This is a genomic window from Flexivirga sp. B27 (genome assembly GCF_052905685.1).
Window position 1 is genome coordinate 1 of sequence record NZ_JBPYUM010000005.1, and the last position, 18,066, is coordinate 18,066.

General features: G+C 68.5%; 21 protein-coding genes. 6 read left to right on the top strand and 15 right to left on the bottom strand.

The window, feature by feature from the left end; translation table 11 throughout:
- From ACSZL9_RS16750 to ACSZL9_RS16785, 8 genes are all read right to left on the bottom strand, one after another.
- On the bottom strand, positions 1-683 hold a 683-nt coding region (locus ACSZL9_RS16750), incomplete at its 3' end, for a TerD family protein (protein WP_446666661.1).
- 55 nt (positions 684-738) lie between these two features.
- Complete coding sequence (locus ACSZL9_RS16755; RefSeq protein ID WP_446666662.1) at positions 739-1,692, bottom strand: hypothetical protein; 954 nt, start codon at positions 1,690-1,692, stop codon at positions 739-741.
- 13 nt (positions 1,693-1,705) lie between these two features.
- Positions 1,706-2,110: a DUF3151 domain-containing protein gene (locus ACSZL9_RS16760; protein WP_446666663.1), complete on the bottom strand. Its 405-nt coding sequence runs from the start codon at positions 2,108-2,110 to the stop codon at positions 1,706-1,708.
- Between the two features lie 77 nt (positions 2,111-2,187).
- The gene (fbaA, locus tag ACSZL9_RS16765; protein ID WP_446666664.1) at positions 2,188-3,210 is read right to left on the bottom strand and encodes a class II fructose-bisphosphate aldolase; all 1,023 of its coding nucleotides are present in this window, start codon (positions 3,208-3,210) and stop codon (positions 2,188-2,190) included.
- Positions 3,211-3,289: 79 nt separating this feature from the next.
- Entirely contained in the window at positions 3,290-4,636 is a 1,347-nt protein-coding gene (locus ACSZL9_RS16770; RefSeq protein ID WP_446666665.1) for an RNA polymerase sigma factor, read from the bottom strand.
- Positions 4,633-4,986: a YciI family protein gene (locus tag ACSZL9_RS16775; RefSeq protein WP_446666666.1), complete on the bottom strand. Its 354-nt coding sequence runs from the start codon at positions 4,984-4,986 to the stop codon at positions 4,633-4,635. Before ACSZL9_RS16775 ends, ACSZL9_RS16770 begins: the two co-directional genes overlap by 4 nt.
- On the bottom strand, positions 4,983-5,345 hold the full coding sequence (locus tag ACSZL9_RS16780; RefSeq protein ID WP_446666667.1) for a YciI family protein: 363 nt from the start codon (positions 5,343-5,345) through the stop codon (positions 4,983-4,985). The genes ACSZL9_RS16775 and ACSZL9_RS16780 overlap by 4 nt, the downstream gene beginning before the upstream one ends.
- Positions 5,342-5,704, bottom strand: a complete 363-nt coding sequence (locus ACSZL9_RS16785) for a YciI family protein (RefSeq protein WP_446666668.1) — start codon at positions 5,702-5,704, stop codon at positions 5,342-5,344. The genes ACSZL9_RS16780 and ACSZL9_RS16785 overlap by 4 nt, the downstream gene beginning before the upstream one ends.
- Before the next feature lie 192 nt (positions 5,705-5,896).
- Between ACSZL9_RS16785 and ACSZL9_RS16790 the strand changes: the two genes are divergently transcribed.
- Positions 5,897-6,430: a GNAT family N-acetyltransferase gene (locus ACSZL9_RS16790; protein WP_446666669.1), complete on the top strand. Its 534-nt coding sequence runs from the start codon at positions 5,897-5,899 to the stop codon at positions 6,428-6,430.
- Entirely contained in the window at positions 6,427-6,906 is a 480-nt protein-coding gene (locus tag ACSZL9_RS16795) for an NUDIX domain-containing protein (protein ID WP_446666670.1), read from the top strand. The genes ACSZL9_RS16790 and ACSZL9_RS16795 overlap by 4 nt, the downstream gene beginning before the upstream one ends.
- A gap of 4 nt (positions 6,907-6,910) precedes the next feature.
- Here ACSZL9_RS16795 and ACSZL9_RS16800 read toward each other — a convergent pair whose 3' ends face one another.
- The 3 genes from ACSZL9_RS16800 to ACSZL9_RS16810 form a co-directional block, all read right to left on the bottom strand.
- The gene (locus ACSZL9_RS16800; RefSeq protein ID WP_446666671.1) at positions 6,911-7,315 is read right to left on the bottom strand and encodes an SRPBCC family protein; all 405 of its coding nucleotides are present in this window, start codon (positions 7,313-7,315) and stop codon (positions 6,911-6,913) included.
- Between the two features lie 35 nt (positions 7,316-7,350).
- Positions 7,351-8,019 carry a TrmH family RNA methyltransferase gene (locus tag ACSZL9_RS16805; protein WP_446666916.1) on the bottom strand — a complete coding sequence of 223 codons (669 nt, stop codon included), beginning with the start codon at positions 8,017-8,019 and terminating at the stop codon, positions 7,351-7,353.
- A gap of 95 nt (positions 8,020-8,114) precedes the next feature.
- Positions 8,115-9,068, bottom strand: a complete 954-nt coding sequence (locus ACSZL9_RS16810) for a helix-turn-helix transcriptional regulator (protein WP_446666672.1) — start codon at positions 9,066-9,068, stop codon at positions 8,115-8,117.
- Between the two features lie 110 nt (positions 9,069-9,178).
- On the opposite strand from ACSZL9_RS16810, the gene ACSZL9_RS16815 reads away from it, so the two are divergent.
- Positions 9,179-9,829 carry a DedA family protein gene (locus ACSZL9_RS16815; RefSeq protein ID WP_446666917.1) on the top strand — a complete coding sequence of 217 codons (651 nt, stop codon included), beginning with the start codon at positions 9,179-9,181 and terminating at the stop codon, positions 9,827-9,829.
- On the opposite strand, the gene ACSZL9_RS16820 is transcribed toward ACSZL9_RS16815, so the two are convergent.
- Positions 9,747-11,003, bottom strand: coding sequence for an MFS transporter (locus ACSZL9_RS16820; protein WP_446666673.1), 1,257 nt, complete (start codon positions 11,001-11,003; stop codon positions 9,747-9,749). The genes ACSZL9_RS16815 and ACSZL9_RS16820 overlap by 83 nt on opposite strands.
- A 149-nt stretch (positions 11,004-11,152) precedes the next feature.
- Positions 11,153-12,835, bottom strand: a complete 1,683-nt coding sequence (locus tag ACSZL9_RS16825; RefSeq protein ID WP_446666674.1) for a DUF2339 domain-containing protein — start codon at positions 12,833-12,835, stop codon at positions 11,153-11,155.
- Positions 12,836-13,098: 263 nt separating this feature from the next.
- Between ACSZL9_RS16825 and ACSZL9_RS16830 the strand changes: the two genes are divergently transcribed.
- Positions 13,099-14,133, top strand: coding sequence for an NADP-dependent oxidoreductase (locus ACSZL9_RS16830; RefSeq protein ID WP_446666675.1), 1,035 nt, complete (start codon positions 13,099-13,101; stop codon positions 14,131-14,133).
- A gap of 20 nt (positions 14,134-14,153) precedes the next feature.
- On the opposite strand, the gene ACSZL9_RS16835 is transcribed toward ACSZL9_RS16830, so the two are convergent.
- Complete coding sequence (locus ACSZL9_RS16835) at positions 14,154-14,837, bottom strand: response regulator (RefSeq protein WP_446666676.1); 684 nt, start codon at positions 14,835-14,837, stop codon at positions 14,154-14,156.
- The gene (gene macS / locus ACSZL9_RS16840) at positions 14,834-16,018 is read right to left on the bottom strand and encodes a MacS family sensor histidine kinase (protein WP_446666677.1); all 1,185 of its coding nucleotides are present in this window, start codon (positions 16,016-16,018) and stop codon (positions 14,834-14,836) included. Before macS ends, ACSZL9_RS16835 begins: the two co-directional genes overlap by 4 nt.
- 50 nt (positions 16,019-16,068) lie before the next feature.
- Here macS and ACSZL9_RS16845 point away from each other — a divergent pair, with 50 nt between their 5' ends.
- Together ACSZL9_RS16845 and ACSZL9_RS16850 are read left to right on the top strand one after the other, a co-directional pair.
- Positions 16,069-16,620, top strand: a complete 552-nt coding sequence (locus ACSZL9_RS16845; protein WP_446666678.1) for an ArsR/SmtB family transcription factor — start codon at positions 16,069-16,071, stop codon at positions 16,618-16,620.
- A gap of 150 nt (positions 16,621-16,770) precedes the next feature.
- Positions 16,771-18,060 (top strand): hypothetical protein, encoded by a 1,290-nt coding sequence (locus ACSZL9_RS16850; RefSeq protein WP_446666679.1) that lies wholly within the window; start codon positions 16,771-16,773, stop codon positions 18,058-18,060.
- Positions 18,061-18,066 lie beyond the last annotated feature (6 nt).

The following is an 18,066-nucleotide window of genomic DNA, read 5'->3' on the forward strand; positions in this document are numbered from 1 at the left end:
GGCGCGGGCTGGCTCGGGGGCGGCGGCATGGGCGGACCTGCTGCGGGCATCGGGGACGGCATCGGCGCCGGCGGCGCACCCTGCGGCGGCACACCCGGCATCGGCGCAGGCGGTGCGCCCTGTGGCGGCACAGCGGGCATCGGCGCGGGCGCCGGAGGCTCCGGGTCTCCCTCCACCGAGATGCCGAAATCCGTTGCCAGGCCTGCCAGCCCGGAGCTGTAACCCTGGCCGATCGCACGCAGCTTCCACTGGCCGTTGCGTTGATAAATCTCGCCACTGACGAAGGCGGTTTCGTTCTCCGCGTCCATCACGAAGACAGCCAACTCTGCTCCGCTGGCGGCGTCGGACGCGACCAGCCGCAGGTCGGGGACCTGACCGAAGGCACCGCCGTCGGCGGACGCGGCCAGCACCACCTTGGGCACGGACTGCGGCAGGCGGGCCAGGTCCACCTCGAGCGCGTCGGCGCCCGGCTGCTTGCCGAGGTGCCGCACTGCACCGCTCGGGTGCTCGGGCTGGTTGTAGAAGATGAAGTCGTCGTCGGAGGCGACCTTGCCGCTCTCTCCGACCAACAGCGCGGACGCATCGACGTCCGGCACGCCCGGCCCCGGGCTCCAGTGCAGCGTGATCCGGAGCTGCCCGGCATCGATGGGTGTGTTCGATCCCTTGGTCAGTTGGGTCGTCATAGGGTCATCCTCACACGCGCAGTGCGCGCCGCCGACGATCTTCGCAACACAGACGTCAGGGCTTGTGGCGACGTTCCGCGATCCGCAACGCGAGTTGGAAGCGCGTGCTCACGTCGTGTTCCTGCATCATCGCGGCGATCCGGCGGCGCACGGTGCGCAGCGACACCCCCATCGCACGTGCGATCGCCTCGTCGGTCAGACCCTGCTGCATCCAGTGGACCAGCGCGTTGCCCGACTGGTCACCGCCGTGCTCCGCCGACGTCGCCGCCGCCCACAGCCGGTCGAAGAGCTCGATGAACGCCGCGACGACCATCGGGTCGCGCAACAGCACGTAATCACCGCCGCCACGGCCCCACTCGGTCGTGCCGATCGCCATCTCTTCACCGAACACGACGAACTCCGAGGGCAGCGTGCCCGCCATACGCTGCTGCTCACCCAGCTCCGCCCACGCCGCCAGCGTGTCGGCGTGCTCGCTCTGCGCGTCGGGCAGGTAGAGCGCACGCTGCTCGCGCCCGGACGCCAGCTGCTGACGCACCGTCGGGTAGTCGTCCAGCGGGCGCGGGGCACCCGGCACCGCCTGGCGTATGACGCCGACGGTCGACGCCACCAGATGCTCGAAGACCGACGGCAGCACCGCCTGATCGACACGTTCGCGCAGCGGCAGCTCGGAAGTCGAAAGCTCTTGCCCGGCACGATGATCGGTGACGAAGCTGTCGATCGCGTCGCGGACCCGCGCCAGGTCCTGGCGCCGGGTCGCCAACCGTGCCTCCTCCGCGCTGACGACCCGCTCCAGGGCCGCCCGCGGGTGGTCGGCAACCACCTCACCGGAGCCGATCAGCCGCACGAGCCTGCGGGCCCGCAACTGCTCGATGGCGTGCTCGGCCTCGTAGTCGGTCCAGCCGAGCTGCGCGGCGTGCGACGCCAGCGTCTGTCCGGGCGTGCGCAGCACGTGGCGATAGAGCTCCTCGCCCTGTGCCCCCACGCCGAGCACGCCCAGCCGACCGTCCATGACCCGCCTCGGGTCAGAGACCCAGCTCGCGGGCGCCGGTCGCCGAGGAGTCCCGCAGGAAGTCCGCGCAGCGGCGCTGCTCGTCGACCTCGCCGATCTCGCCGGCAGCCTTGGCCAACGCGCCGAGCGCACGCAGGAAGCCACGGTTGGGCTCGTGCTCCCACGGCACCGGACCCTGGCCGCGCCAGCCGGACCTGCGCAGCGCGTCCAGGCCGCGGTGGTAGCCGGTGCGAGCGAAGGCGTAGCACTCGATGACGTCACCGTCGGCCATCGCGTCCTCGGCGAGCGTCGCCCAGGCGAGCGACGAGCTCGGGTAGGAACGCGCGACGTCCCGCGGGTCGACGCCCTGCTCCAACGGCGAACTCGCAGGATCCTCAGGCAATTTCGTCTCGGGTATGCCGAGCAGGTTTTCAGTCATTGCGATGCAACCGTTCTTGAGATCGGGGCCCCCGCGAAGTATTCGGCGGAGCGAAGCGGGGGAGAAACTTCGTGGGGTTAGTGCTGGCCTGCCGAGCCGAGGTTCTCGCACGCCTCGACGACCCGTGCCGACATACCGGCTTCGCCCGCCTTGCCCCAGGCGCGCGGGTCGTACTGCTTCTTGTTGCCGACCTCGCCGTCGATCTTGAGGACACCGTCGTAGTTGCCGATCATCCAGCCGGCGATCGGGCGGGTGAAGGCGTATTGGGTGTCGGTGTCGACGTTCATCTTGACCACGCCGTAGGAGACGGCTTCGGCGATCTCCTTCGGGTCGGAGCCGGAGCCGCCGTGGAAGACCAGGTGGAAGGGCTTGTCATCGGGGGTCTTGAACTTCTCGTGCACGGCAGCCTGGGCGGCCTTGAGCACCTCGGGCCGCAGCTTGACGTTGCCGGGCTTGTAGACGCCGTGCACGTTGCCGAAGGTCAGCGCGGTCATGTAGTAGCCCTGGTCGCCGGTGCCCAGCGCCTCAGCGGTTGCGATCGCGTCCTCCGGCGTGGAGTAGAGCTTGTCGTCGATCGCGCCCTCGACGCCGTCCTCCTCGCCGCCGACGACACCGACCTCGATCTCCAGGATGATCTTGGCTTCCTTGCACTTGCCGAGCAATTCCTCTGCGATCTGGAGGTTTTCGTGCAACTCGACCGCGGAGCCGTCCCACATGTGCGACTGGAAGTAGGGCAGTCCGCCCTGCTTGACGCGCTCGGTCGACGCCTCGAGCAGGGGGCGCACGAAGACGTCGAGCTTGTCCTTGGGGCAGTGGTCGGTGTGCAGCGCGATGTTGACGTCATACGCCTTGGCGATCTCGTGCGCGAAGGCGGAGAACGCGAGCGCGCCGCTGACCATGTTCTTGACGCCCTGACCGGAGAAATACTCGGCGCCGCCGGTGGAGACCTGGATGATGCCGTCGCTGCCGGCGTCGGCGAACCCCTTGATCGCGGCGTTCAGGGTCTGACTGCTGGAGACGTTGATGGCCGGGTAGGCGAAGCCGCCCTTCTTGGCCCGGTCGAGCATCTCGGCGTACTTCTCGGGGGTCGCGATCGGCATGGAGGCCCTCCTGTTGGCGTCGAACGTTGGGTTTCCACTATCCAACCACCCGTGCCGGATCCGACAGGGTGGCCACTGGTCAACTGACGCGCAACCTGTCCCGTCGCGCACGCAATTGCGCCCGCTCGGGGTCGTTCTGGCACCTCTCGACCGCCAGGTCGTATGCCGCGATCGCCTCGGTCTGCCGCCCGGCCCGCCCCAGCAGCTCGCCGCGCGCAGCGGGCAGCCGGTGCGAGTGCGGGAGCTGCTCGTCCAGCCCGTCGAGCAGCCCGAGCGCGGCGGCCAGGTCACCGGCCTCGGCGACCGCGACCGCGCGGTTGAGCCGCACCACCGGCGATCCGGTCAGCTGCTCCAGTTGCCGGTAGTAGTCGGCGATCGTCAGCCAGTCGGTGTCCTCGGGCCGTCTCGCACGCGCGTGCTCGGCGGCGATCAGTGCCTGCAGCACGTACTCCGCGGCAAGTGCGCTCGACAGCGCGACTCCTCCAGCCACGCCGGTCGAGTCCGCTTCAGGCGCTGGTCGAGTAGGGCGAGGGACGAGCCCGTGTCGAGACCCGCCGGTCACTTCCGCCAGCAACTCCAGCCCCTCGCCGATCTCGTCCCGGTGCCAGGCGCTACGGTCCTGGTCCGGCAACAAGACCAGCGACCCGTCCACGGCGACACGCGCATCACGCCGGGCATGCTGCAGCAACATCAGCGCGAGCAGTGCTTGCAGCGCCGGACTCGTCGCCGCCGTGCGGCCTGTCGCCCGCACCAGACGCACCAACCGGATCGCCTCCCCCGCGAGCTCGGCACGCACCACGTCCTCGCCGCTACCCGGCGCGTAGCCGGCGGTGAACGCCAGATACGCAACGCGCGCAACGGTTTCCAGTCGCTGCGGCAACACCTCGTCATCGGGTATGGCGAGCGGCACGCCCGCCGCCACGACCTTCTTCCGGGCACGGGTCAGCCTGGCTGCCATCGTCGCCTCCGGCACCAGGAAGAGCCGCGCGATGTCCGCCGTCGAGATGCCGAGCACCAGCCGCAACGTCAGCGCGGCACCGGCCTCCTCGCTGAGCGACGGGTGCGCGGCAAGCAGCACCAGCCGCAGCAGGTCCTCGTCCTCCCCCGCACGTCGGTCGAGTAGCGGAGGAGCGGAGCGGGGGAGCGTATCGAGACCACGTGCGACCTCCTCAACCGCCAGCAACAGCTGCTTCCGGGCCGCCACCGCCTCCGCCCGCAACCGATCGAGGATCCGTCGCTTGGCGGCGGTCATCAGCCAGGCGGGCGGGTTGTCCGGCATACCTTCCTCGGTCCACAGACGTGCGGCGTGCTCGAACGCATCCGCCAACGCGTCCTCGGCGAGGTCGAGCCGGCGCGTGTGCGCGACGAGCAGGGCGAGCAACCGGCCCCACTCGTCGCGCCATACGTCCTCCAGCGGTGAGATCAAGCCGTCGATCCCTCGATGCGGATGCAGGGGCGGATCTCGATCGAATAGATCTCCGGCAGCAGCGCGCACCACTTCACGACCTGGTCGAGATCGGGTGCTTCGACGAGGTAGAAGCCACCGAGGTATTCGGCGGTTTCGGCGTAGGGGCCGTCGGTGAGTTCGACGGTGCCGCTGCGGCGGCGCAGTGTCGTCGCCGTGTCGGTGCCGTCCAGTGCCTCACCGCCGAGCATCGCGTCGCCGACCTCCCGGTCGAAGGCGATGTGGTCCTGGTGCCACCGGTCGCGGTCGGCCTGCTCGGCGTCGTTCCACTCGGTCTCGATGCCCGCCAGCAGGATCAGATACTTCGTCACGACGCCTCCTCGTCATAGCCCTCGATCGTGACGCATTCACGGATCTCCAGGCTGTATGACGGCGGCAGCAGTTTGCACCACTCCACCACCTGGCGACGGTCGGCCGCTTCGACCAGATAGAAGCCGCCGATCATCTCGGCCGTCTCCGCGAACGGGCCGTCGGTCAGGGCCGGCTCCCCGTTGACGTGCCGCAGTGTCGTCGCGGTCTCCGGGCCGTCGAGAGCCTGGCCGGCCAGGAGACCCGCGCCGACCGCGGTGTCGAACGCATGGTGCTGGTCGTGGAAGGCCTGCTGTTCCTCGGCGGATGCGTTCGCCCAGCCGCCCGGTTCGTAGGCGATGAGGACGAGATATTTCGTCATGACGCCCGCTCCTCCGGATGGACGACGCGTCGGATCTCGACACCCTCGCCGATCCCGGTCAGGATCTTGCAGCAGTCGGCGACGTCGTCGACGTCCTCGGTGTCGACGACGAAGAAGCCACCGAGCTGCTCTGCCGTCTCGGCGAACGGTCCGTCGGTCACGGCGCCGGTGCCGGGCGCGAGACGTTTGGCTTCCTGCGTCGAGTGCAGCTCCGCACCACCGGTGATCTTGTGTCCGCGGCGCCCCAATTCCTCTGTGAACCGGCCGTATTCGGCATACCCGCGCTTGCGTTCCTCGGCCGACATCGTCGTCCACCAGCGGTCGGCGTCCCCGACGATGGCGATCATGTACTCAGTCATGCTGACCCTCTCCATTCGGTCTGCTTCACATCCTCTGACAGCACGATGACGTGCGGGCCGGACCGATATCGACAACTCCGCGAAATTTTTTCTGCCCCCCGAGGTGGCCGAGCCGCTACCCCGAGGTGGCCGAGCCTGTCGAGGTCAAAAATTGAGTCGCGCCGCGCGAGCCCTCCCGCAAGGATCGACCGGATGAACACACCGGACTGGTCACTGCGGACAGCGACGTATGACGACGCGATCCTGCTCGGCGAGATCGTCATCGAAGCCACCAAGGACCAAGGGCGGTGGCCGCAGATGTCCGACGACGACGAAGCCGAGTGGTTGAGGGGATTTGCCGAGTGGAGCCGCGAGTGCGTCGATGCCGCCGATGGGCCGGGCCGTCTGGAGGTGATCGAGATCGACGGCGCAGCCGTCGGACGCTTGCGCACGGCACGCGACACCGGGACGGTGGACGGCGAAGAACTTCCTCGCGTCACGCTCTCCGGGTTGCAGCTGCGACCGGCCGTCCAGGACCGGGGCGTCGGCACGTCGATCATCCGCACCTTGCAGGACGAAGTCTCCGCTGCGGGAGGTGTGCTGGATCTGGGTGTGGAGCATACGAATCCGAACGCTCGCCGCCTCTACGAACGTCTCGGTTTCGTGGCTGTCGGCACCAACGACGACGAGGTCGAGATGCGCTGGACACCCGGTGGCAAGCACTCCGATACGGTCACCAGGCCATGAAGCTGCGGGAGAGCGTGCGCGCACTGATCGTCGATCCCGACGATCATGTGCTGCTGGTGCGCTTCGACTGGGACGGGCTCGACCTCGACGGCGGGTTCTGGGCGAATCCGGGCGGTGGCATCGAGCCGGGCGAGACACGCCTCGCCGCCATACAACGAGAGCTGCGGGAGGAGACCGGTCTTTACGTCGACCACCTCGGCCCGGAGCTCTGGACCAAGACCGCACACTTCGAGATGGCCGACTGGGACGGACAGGTCGACCACATCCACCTGCACCGCGTCGAGCACTTCGACCCCGCGCCGGAGATGTCACCCGAGCAGCTCGCCGCCGAGCACGTGCACGAGGTCCGTTGGTGGTCTCCCGACGAAATTTCCTCGGGATCAGCGACATTCGCACCGCGCGCCCTCGCCGCACTGTTGCGGGAGCTGCGTGAGCACGGCACACCGGACCGGCCGGTCGAGCTCAGCGGATTCTGACGCGCTAACTCGCCTCCACCAGATCCTTCAGGCGGGCAAGATCCTCGCCGACGGTTCGCAGGTCGCGCTCGAACTCCTCGTCGGTCAGCTCGATCTGCCGGACGGTGAAGATCACTTCCGCGCCATCCGGGTGCGCGATGACCCGGACCGGGTTGTTGACGGTGGTCCCCGACGGCAGAGTCACGTCGTGGTCGAGCACCCCGAACTCGTTGGTCGGCACGAACCGCACCGTGACCGCACCCATCGGCGACTCAACAACCAGCTCATCACCCTGTATGACGACAGGGCTCTTCGCCAGACCGGCCGCCCATCGCGGGAGATTGCGCACGTCCGAGGCGAAGTCGTAGATGACCCGCGGATCGGCGTGGATGACCTGGCTGACGTGCCGGCTGACGACATCGGTGCTCATGCAACGCCAGCGTAGAAGCGGCGTCCGACACACCGTCAGCGGCGAACCTCGAGTCCGTGCACGTGCCGCAACACCCACACGTGCATCGCGATCGCAGCCGCCGCGCCGGCGTTGATCGACCGGGTGGACCCGAACTGCTCGATGTGCAGCACGTCGACGCACGCCTCCTGTGCCTCCGTCGAGAGCCCGGGACCCTCCTGCCCGAAGACCAGCACACACCGTTGCGGTAGGTCGTAGGTCTCGATCGGTCTGCTGCCGGGGATGTTGTCGATCCCGATCAGCGGCAGCCCCTCAGCCTCGGCCCAGACAGTCAGCGATGCGACGTCCGGGTGATGGTGCTCGTGCTGATATCGGTCGGTGACCATCGCACCGCGGCGGTTCCACCGGCGCTTGCCGACAATGTGAAAAGCCTTGGCGCCCATGGCATTCGCGGTGCGGATAACCGAGCCGATATTGAAGTCGTGGCCCCAGTTCTCCACCGCGACGTGGAAGTCGTGCCGATGCTCGTCGAGGTCGGCGACGATCGCGTCGTGTGTCCAGTAGCGGAACCGGTCCTCGACGTTGCGCCGGTCACCGGCTGCCAGCAGCTCCTGATCGAACCGCGGGTCCGCAGTGCCGTCGGGCAGCGTCGGCCACGGCCCGGCATACGGCCCGACGCCGACGTCGTGGGACCTCGAGACGCTCGTTCCTCGCTCCTCGGCCACCTCGTGGGAGACGCTCGTTCCTCGCTCCTCGGCCACCTCGTGGGAGACGCTCGTTCCTCGCTCCTCGGCCACCTCGGGTTCTTCCTGCACGGACCTCAGCCAACCGCATTCCCCGCCAGCGCCGCCGTCCGGGTCGCCAGCCGCCGGTATGCCGCCACCAGCTCGTCGTTGTCGAGCACCTCGAAATCCGTTGGTATCCGGAGCAACCACCATGCCATCGTGTCGAGATTCTGCGCACCGACGCGCAGGTCGCAGTGCCCGTCGTCGACCGCGGAGAGGCTCCCCCACCGGGCGACATACTCGTCGACCTCGTCGATCGGGCACTGCAGCCGGACCGTCGCCTCGAACTCCCAACCGGAGTGCACCGAGCGCCGGATGTACTCCTCCGCATCGGGTGCCTCACGCGGGGTGAAGCCGAACGTCGAAGCGCGCACCTCGCTCATCCGGTCCAGCCGGAAGGACCGCCAGTCGTCCCGATCGAGGTCGAAAGCCATGAGATACCAGCGTCTTCCGGTCGCGATCAAACGGTAGGGCTCCACCCGCCGGTATGACGCAGCACCGCCGCGTGCGGTGTAGTCGAAACGCGCCTGGTGATGCTCCCGCACGGCCCGGGCCAGCGCGAGCAGCGCGTCGGAGTCGACGGTGGTGCCCTGGTAGTCGACGGTCACCGTCGCCTCCTGCACCGCCGCCACATGCGCGCGTATGGCGGCCGGCATCACCTGGTCCAGCTTCGTCATCGTGCGCAACGCGGCCTCCCCCACACCGGCGACGGTCCCGCCCGCAGCCAGCCGCAGGCACACCGCGACCGCGACCGCCTCGTCCTGATCCAGCAACAACGGCGGCAGTGCACGACCTGCGCCGAGCTGATAACCGCCGCCGCTCCCCCGGCTGGACTGCACCGGATAGCCGAGTTCGCGCAATCGATCGACGTCCCGGCGCACCGAGCGCGTGGTCACCCCGAGCCGGTCCGCCAGGTCCTCGCCGGTCCAGACGGCTTGTGCCTGGAGCAGACCGAGCAGTTGCAGCAGTCGTGCCGTCGTTGTCGCCATACCCACCAGTCTTCACGATCAGCGGACAGAAGCTGTCCGCTGACGACCGCGCCGCTGCGCCACCGCGCTAAGCGTCCCCTCAGCAGCGCTCACGTACTCTTGCGCTCGTGATGCACTCCCTCGGACCCAGCTTCATGGACCCGACGTACCTGCTCGATCAGTTCGGGGGTGCGTTCTTCGTCATTGCGCTGCTCATCGTCTTCATCGAGTGCGGCGTCCTCTTCCCGATCCTGCCCGGCGACTCGCTGCTCTTCGCGATCGGACTGTTCAGCTCCAGCGCGAAGTACGGCTTCCACGTGCCGCTCTACGTCTCGGTGCCGTTGCTGATGATCGTCGCCTTCGCCGGCAACGTCGTCGGCTATGAGATCGGCCGCGCCGTCGGGAAGCCGATCTATGAGCGCGACGGGCGGATCCTGAAGAAGGAGTATTTCGAGAAGACCAACGAGTTCTTCGACAAATACGGCAACAAGGCGCTGGTGATCGGCCGTTTCGTGCCGATCGTGCGCACGTTCATCACCCTGGTGGCCGGCGCCAGCCGGATGGACCGCAAGCGCTTCTTCACCTGGAGCGCGGTCGGTGCCGTGCTGTGGGTCGGCATCGTCGTCACCGCCGGCGTGGTCCTCGGCCGGACCTTCCCGGGCCTGGGCGACAAGATCGACGTGGCGATCATGCTGGTCGTCATACTCTCGGTGATTCCGATGGCTTACGAATATCTGAAGCACCGTCGCGAGAAGAGCGCGGCGGCACCGGCGGGCGACTGACCCGCCCCAGCACCCGAGGCGCTGCCACCAGCACGACCGCGGTCGCGACAACACCCGCCGCCACGAAGGTCCCTCGCGTGCCCAGCACAGCCGCGACGCTCCCGACAACGACCAGTGAGCTGATGCTGGCGGCCTGGATGACACCGTTGACCGCCGAGCTGACCCGACCGCGGAACTCCTCGGCGCTGCGCAGGATGAAGAGCGCGCCGAAGCAGGAGTTCATCACAGCGGTCACCACGCCGAAGCCGAAGACGGCGATCAGGAAGAGCCAGAACCACGGCGTCAGCCCGCTCACCACAACCAGGCAGGCGATCGCCAGGAAGCTCGACAGCACTGCGCGGACCCGTCCGGGGTCGGAGGCGATGCGTCCCGCGAGGACCGAGCCCGGCACCACGCCGGCAACCATCACGAGGTCCGCGAAGCCGTACCATCCCGCCGACATGCCCAGGTCGTCACGCACCAGGAAGACCTCGATGACGTTGGTGCCCATGAGGATTCCGACGATCGGGATGGTCGCGAGCAACAACGGCCAGACGATCGGGTCCGCCCGCAACACCCGCAGTCCGTCGCGCCAGTCCGGTCGCTCGCCGATCGTGCGCAACTCGCCGCCGCGCCGCGTCCGCACGCTGTATGCCGCCCCGGCAAGCACCGCGAAGGTCAGCGCGTCGGTGAGGACCGCGGCTCGCATCCCCGCGAACCCGTAGACCAGCCCGCCCAGCGCTCCGCCGACCGGCAGCAGTGTCTGCGCGAGGCCCTGCTGCAGCGCGACCAGCCGACCCACCTCGTCCTCGCCGACGAGGCGAGGTGTCAGCCCGGACCACGTCGGCGAGACCACCGCCTGCGCACTCTGCAGCACCGCAACCAGCAGGTAGAGCAGCGGCAGCGAAGGATCGGTCGCTATCGCGAGGCAGGCCAGTGCCTGCAGGGCGAGCGCCACCACGAGCAGCCGGCGCGAGTCGATTGCATCGGCCAGCCGCCCGGCCACGCCCAGCAGCACCACGAGCGGGAGTGCATCGATCACCAGCAGCGCGGTGACGGCGAGCGCGCCGTGTCCGCTGTCGTGCAGGTGCAGCAGCAGCACGACCGTGAGCATCCCGTCGCCGAGCACCGACAGCGCCCGCCCGGGCACGACGATCCGCACGTCGCGGTGCCGCCATACCGATTCTTGAAACATTTCCTTCATAACTATGAAAGTACCGTTTCACATATTCTGGCCGCAAGAGCACGCGAAGAGGCAGTCCGACCTTCCCCCTGAAAGGTCGGACCGCCTCGGGCCCCTGAGAGATTCACTGAGCAATGCGGAGCAACAACCGCCGCGCGCGATCAGTGCTGCGGCATGGGACTCGCCGGAGGCTGCGGCTGACCGCTCTGCTGCGAGTGCTGACCCTCGCTGCGCATCCGGGCATAGGCCTGGGCGTAACGCGAGCCGGCGAACAGCAGCACCAGGCCGACCACGATGAAGGCGATCGCACGGGTCGCGCCGCCGAGAGCCTGCAGGTCGAAGAGGAACAACTTCGCCACACCGCAGCCGGTCAACAGCAGTCCGGCGCCGAGCGTCGCAGCGCCATACCGCGGGAGGCGGATGCCGAGGGCGAGCAGGACCATCGCAACCGAGATCCACAGGACCGTCACGCCGAGGTGCGCCGACCGGAAGCCCTCCGTGCCGCCCACGGCCGCACCGAACGAGACGAACGCCGCGGTCGCGCCATACAGACCGACGATGCCGGCACCCACGGCGGCGACCGTCGGGGTCACCTGCGAGGTAGTACGCACCAACGCCAGCGCGGTGAGCACCGCCCACCCGGCGAGCAGTGCCCCACCGAGCATCGTTGCGTAGGACAGGTCCGCGTCGGCGCGGCCGGCGAAGGTCAGCGCGGCCGGACCCGCGAAGGTCAGGTATGCCGCGCCGCCGATGGCGCCGAAGGCCAGACCGATGATCGTGCTGACCGCGGACTTGGTGGACAGGGCGACCGCGCTGACCAGCACGCCAGGCACGAGCAACAGCACCGGCAGCCACGAACCTTCGGTGAAGGCGAAGGCCGACTCGATCGCGAGCGTGGCGGCGACGCCACCGACGGTGACCCGTCGCACGATGCCGAGTTGCGGGACGAGGAAGGCGACAGCGGCCAGGACCGCGGCGGTCAGCCCGCCTGCGACGATCGCGATCGAGCGGTCCAGATAGCTGAGCTGCGCAGCGACCGGCAGGACGGCGACGGCGAAGGTCGCCGCGTGCAGCTCGTCGTCCGCACCGGCGGAGATGACCAGGGACGCGAGCGCGATCCCGGCGATCGCCAGGGCCGGCGTCAACGAGGTGAGCGACTGAGCGTCGGTGAAGAAGAGGACGCCGGCGATGACGGCCGGCAGCGTGCGCACGAGTCCGAGGAAGTGCCAGTTGCAGATCCGCTCCGGCCACACACCGGCCGCCTGCAGGATGATCAGGAAGCACACCAACGCGAGGGTCACACCGCCGGTGAGCACCGGGGCCAGCACCGCGACGGCGACGGTGACCGCGACCGCGAGCAGCTCGGAACGCCACTGAACCGCGAGCACCCCTGCGGCTGCAGCGATTCCACCGGCGAGGGCGAGCCCGGCCGCGGACGGGATCCACTCGTAGAAGCTGGTCATCGCGACGGTGATGATGAACAGTCCGGCGATGCCGGTGCCCGCGAGCGCGGTGCCGCCGATGCTGCCGCCGGGACGACCGTGGACGCGCAGGCCGGCGGCGATCAGCACGGCGGACAGGACACCGCCGCCGATGACGCGGACCTGCGGGTTGAGCAGGCCGGCTCGCGCCGCGATCACCAGCAGCATCACCACGCCGATCAGCGTGATGGCCCCACCCGCGACGACGAGCAGCTTGCTGACGACGCCCTCACGCTGCCACCACGGCGCACGCTGCGGCTTCATCACCGCGGGCTGCATCGGGTACTGCGGCATCATGCGCTGCTGCGGGTGCGGCTGGTATGGCGGCCGGCCCGGGTGCTGCGGTTGCGCCGGGGGCGGCATGGCAGGCCCCGCGCCGTACTGCTGACGAGGCGCGGGACCTGCGAACGGGTTGGCCGGGCGGGCGCCCGGCCACTGACCTGGATTTTGCGGGCCCTGATTTTGCGGGCCCTGAGAGCCTGGGTTCTGCGGTGTCGTGTTCATGCCTTCAACCCTGTCGAGGGGCGGGCGCCCGGGCATGAGTACTACTACTCATCAGTAGTGAGGGTTCTCGGCAACGCCGGCCTGTGCAGACTCACCTGTGTCAGCTCTGATTCACTTCACGAGTGACATCTACGACGCAGATCAGACTGGCCGCACGCCCGGTGGGCGAGCCGCAGGACTCGGACTTCGACTTCACCACGACCGAGGTGCCGGAACTCGCCGACGGACAGGTGCTGCTGCGCACCATCTATCTGTCGCTCGACCCCTACATGCGCGGCCGGATGAGCGCCGCCAAGTCGTATGCCGACCCGGTGGAGGTGGGCGACGTGATGGTCGGCGCCACCGTCTGCGAGGTGGTGGAGTCACGCGCGGCGAACCGCGCCGTCGGCGACATCGTCCTCGCCTACACCGGATGGCAGACGTATGCCGCCGCGGACGCGCGCGCCACCCGGCGGTTGGACCCGCAGGCCGCACCGATCTCAACAGCGCTGGGCGTGCTCGGGATGCCGGGTTTCACGGCATACGCCGGCTTGCTGGCCATCGGCCGCCCCCAGCCGGGTGAGACCGTCGCAGTCGCGGCGGCGACCGGCCCGGTCGGTTCGGCGGTGGGTCAGATCGCCAAGGTCAAGGGCGCCGGCGCCGTCGGCATCGCCGGCGGACCGGAGAAGTGCCGCGCCCTACTGGACGACTTCGGCTTCGACGCCGCGGTGGATCACCGGTCCCCCACCTTCCGGGAGGACCTGGCTGCGGCCACCCCGGACGGTGTCGATGTCTACTTCGAGAACGTCGCCGGCCCCGTCGGTGCTGCGGTCACCCGGCGGCTCAATCTCTACGCACGGGTCCCCGTCTGCGGGCTGGTGGCGAACTACAACGCGACGCAGGCGCCGGACGGTCCGGACCAGTTGCCGGCATACCTGGGCATGATCCTCACGCAGAGTCTGACGGTGCGCGGTTTCATCCAGAGCGAGTTCGTGCCGACACATCACGATGACTTCCTGCGCGACATGGCCGGGTGGGTTGCGGACGGTTCGGTGCGCTATCGCGAAGATGTCGTGCAGGGTCTGGAGAGCACCGTGGAGGCGTTCCGCGGACTGCTCACCGGGCGCAACTTCGGCAAGCTGCTGGTGCAGGTCGGCACGGATCCGACCGCGGGCTGACAGGCCGACCGTCGCCGGCCTCAGTCGAGTTCGTGCTCGATCGCGTAGCGGGTCAGCTCGATGCGGTTGGACAACTGCAGCTTGCGCAGGGTGGCCTGCACGTGGTTCTCGACCGTGCGGTGGCTCACGTCCAATCTGCGCCCGATCTGCTTGGCACTCAAGCCTTTTGCGACATACCGCAGGACCTCGAGCTCGCGTGGTGTCAACGTCGGCGTCGGCTCGGAGCCGGCGGGTGTGGGCTCGCTCGCCATACGGCGGTATTCGCCGAGGACCAGCCCCGCGAGACCGGGCGTGAAGACCGCCTGCCCGTCGGCGGTGGCGTTGACCGCCTCGAGCAGCTCCGCTGCGGATGCGCTCTTGACGAGGTAGCCGCACGCGCCCGCCTTGACCGCTTGCAGCACGTCGTCGCGCTCGGACGAGGCCGAGAGGACGAGCACGTTGGCCTGCGGTGCCGCGTCGAGGACCCGCGCCGTCGCCTCAGCACCGTTGCCGTCCGGCAACTGCATGTCCATCAGCACGACCTGCGGCTGGGTGGCCTGCGCGCGAGTCGCCGCCGTGGCCACACTCTCCGCCGTCGCGACGACCCGGAAGCCGGCAGCTTCGAGGTCGCGACTCACGCCGTCGCGCCACATCGGGTGATCGTCGACAACCATGACCCTCGTCGAGGTCGCTGCCGAGTTCGCTTGCTCAGTCACGTCGGTCATCCTGCCTCCTTCGCGCGCGGCACGTGCAGCTCCCACTCGGTGCCGATGTCCGGCCCGGTCTCCAGCAACGCCTCGCCGCCGAGGTCGGCCATCCGGCCGCGGATCGACTTGCTGACGCCCATCCGCCCCTCGGCCTCGGCCTGCGACAGTCGCCCGTCGGGTATGCCGACACCGTCGTCGCGGACGGTCAGCACGACCTCGTCACCCAGGTCCTCCAGCAGTACGAACGCCCGGGCGCCGTCACCGGCATGCCGGGCGACGTTGTCCAGGATCGTGCTGACCACCGCGACGAGTTCGGTGACGGTGGCGTCGGGCAGGTGCACCGCCTCGGCCGGCCCGGAGAACGCAGCGTCGGCGGGCAGCACCGCCTGCAACCGACCGCGCAGCTCGGTGGTCTCGTCGATGCCGGGCACGGGCACCGCGGCCTGCTCGCTGATCAGGCTGCGCAGCGCTCGCTCCTGCTCCCCCGCCAGCCGGCCCAGCTCCGCCGCGTCCCCACCGAGGTCCGCGCCCCGGCGGCGCATCAGGGCCAGCACCTGCAGAGCGCCGTCGTGCACTTCGCGGGCCAGCCGCTCGCGCTCCTTGGTCGCGGCCTGCATGCGCACCGCCGCCGACAACTCCTGCTGTGCGCGCGTCACGATCCGCGCGCCGATGCCGAGCGTCACGCCGACGGTCAGCAGGATCGGGGTGGTGGCGTCCGTGACGACGTTGTGGAACTGCTCCTCGACGCCGAGGCTGAGCAACGAGAGCCCGACACCCGTCACACCTCCGGCGATCGGCCCCCGCAGCAGTGCGACCGAGACGACCGCGTTGGTCACCCAGAACGTCGACGGCAGGCTCTGGTGATGGTGGTAGTACTCCGGGCGCACCACCCACATCGTGGAGGCGATGAGCAGGACGGTGATGACCAGCTCGGTGATCACCATCGGCGGCCGCGGCAGCAGCTCGAAGGCATAGACCAGGCCGCTCACACCCGACCAGACCACGAGCAGCGCGATCAGGAACCAACTGATCAGCGGGTGGCTGTATGCCTGGATGCCCGAGTTCGCGGGTGCCTCGGCGTTGACCGAGACGATCTGTGCGCCGATCGCGTAGGCCACCGATGCGAACCGGAAGACCTGCGCGCCGCGCCAGAAGGGCAGCGTGGCATCCGCATCGATCTGCACCACCACGCGTTCCACGTGCTCGACCGTAAGGCACGTTCGCTCTCGCGTGCGGCACGATGGACCGCATGACCGAGCGGCGGACCCTGACGCTGACGGACCCACGCGCCATACGGGTGTTGGCACACGAGGTCCGACAGCAGTTGATGGACGAGCTGAGCGGCGGCGAGGTGCTCACCGCGACCGAGGCCGCGAAGCGCTGCGGGATCACTCCGTCCGCGATGAGTTACCACCTGCGGGCCATGGAGCGCTGGGGCATCGTCGAGCGGGTCGAGAGTGCCGACGGGCGTGAGCGGCCGTGGCGGATGGCCGCCGAATCGATCAAGATCAGTGACGCGGCAGGCGTGGGAATGCCTGCGAGCGTTGCGAACTCGCTGCTGGGCAACTTCATCAAGCGTGTGACACGGACCGTGACCAAGATGATCGAGCGCGACAACCCGGACGACCACGCATCGATCAGCCAGACGTCGGGTATCCACCTGACCGACGAGGAGGCTGCCGAGCTCGACGAGCTGGTGGCCGATGCACTGGGACGCTTCGACGACCGGCACGACCCGAAAACGGCACCGCCGGGCGCGCGCAAGCGCGACATCTACTGGCTCAACCTGCCCCGCGAGTGAAAGCTCCTCGCCAACTCCTGGTCACTCGCTGGTAAAAACCTGGGAATTGTTTGGTAAGGCGATGCAACCTACCGGTGAGTCGCTCTGACGATGAGCACGCGGCCACGCACACCCCGTCGTGGCCCGTCAGAGGGAGAACACACTGTGAAAATGACGCGTATCTGCGCCTTCGCCACCATGTCCGTCCTGACCGTCTCGCTGTCCGGAGCAGTCAGTGCGAGCGCATCCGCCACCTCCGCCACCGGCAACCGTGCATCCGTCGGCACGCACCAGGGGGCTCTGGACAGCAAGAAGGTCGACAGCAAGGCAATCTACGAACGGATCGTCAAGAAGCTGCCCGCCGACTGGCAGGCGCGACGCGACGCAGCGCGCGCCCGTGTCGGGATCGAGCAGTCCCCCGTGACGACGATCTTGCGAACGAAACTCACCAAGGCGTATGCCGCGAAGGGCGTTTCGGCCCAGACGATCGACCCGTCCGACTACGAGTGCGGCCCGACCAAGTTGGACGGTTACGTCGACAAGTTGCTGGAGCCGGTCGACACGTTCAACCTGCTCTTCATCCAGTTGCTGGGCGGGTTGGACATCCCGACATACGACGCCATCCTGAACGGCACTCCCAAGGGCGCCGGCTTCCAACTGCTGCCGGAATACAAGGCGCCGCTGACCAACACCTTCGGCACGGCGCAGCGCTTCTGGGACGTGCGGCTCAACAACGTGCAGCTGATGGCGATGCACGGCGGCATGCTGACCGACGTCAACCGGGTCACCTCCGTCGTCCAGTTCATGTATGGCGTCGGGCCCGCTGACGCCGTCGACATCGCCAAGGACCTGATCACGATGGTCCAGAGCGACCCGGCGCTGAACAACGGGGACAACCCGATCTTCACGCTCAACGCGTTCGCGTTCTCCGGCGAGGGCGACCCGGACCCGGTCGTGCGCAAGCTGAAGGACAAGATGGTCTTCGGAGACGGGATCCTGGACGCACTGAAGTCGATCGGACTCAACAAGGTCGGGCCGAAAGCCGTTCTCAGCCATGAGATGTCGCACCACGTGCAATACGAGGACAATCTCTTCGACAGCCCGCTGACCGGCGCCGAAGCGACCCGTCGCACCGAGCTGATGGCGGACGCGTTCGGCACCTACTTCGCCACCCACAAGAAGGGCCTGGGCATGAAGCCGGTCCAGATCTTGAAGGTGGAGGAATCGTTCTACGACGTCGGCGACTGCTCGTTCGACTCACCGGGCCACCACGGCACACCGAACCAGCGACGTGCAGCGTCGTCGTGGGGTGCGGCAACCGTTGCCTTCTCGAACAACCCCAACAAGGTGATGCCGAGCATGCGGCTGGCCAAGAAGTTCGACAAGGTGCTGCCGGAGCTGGTGAAGCCGGACGCCCCGACGTCGATCAACGCCTATCGGCACCTGGTCGCGCAGCCGTAAGCTGCC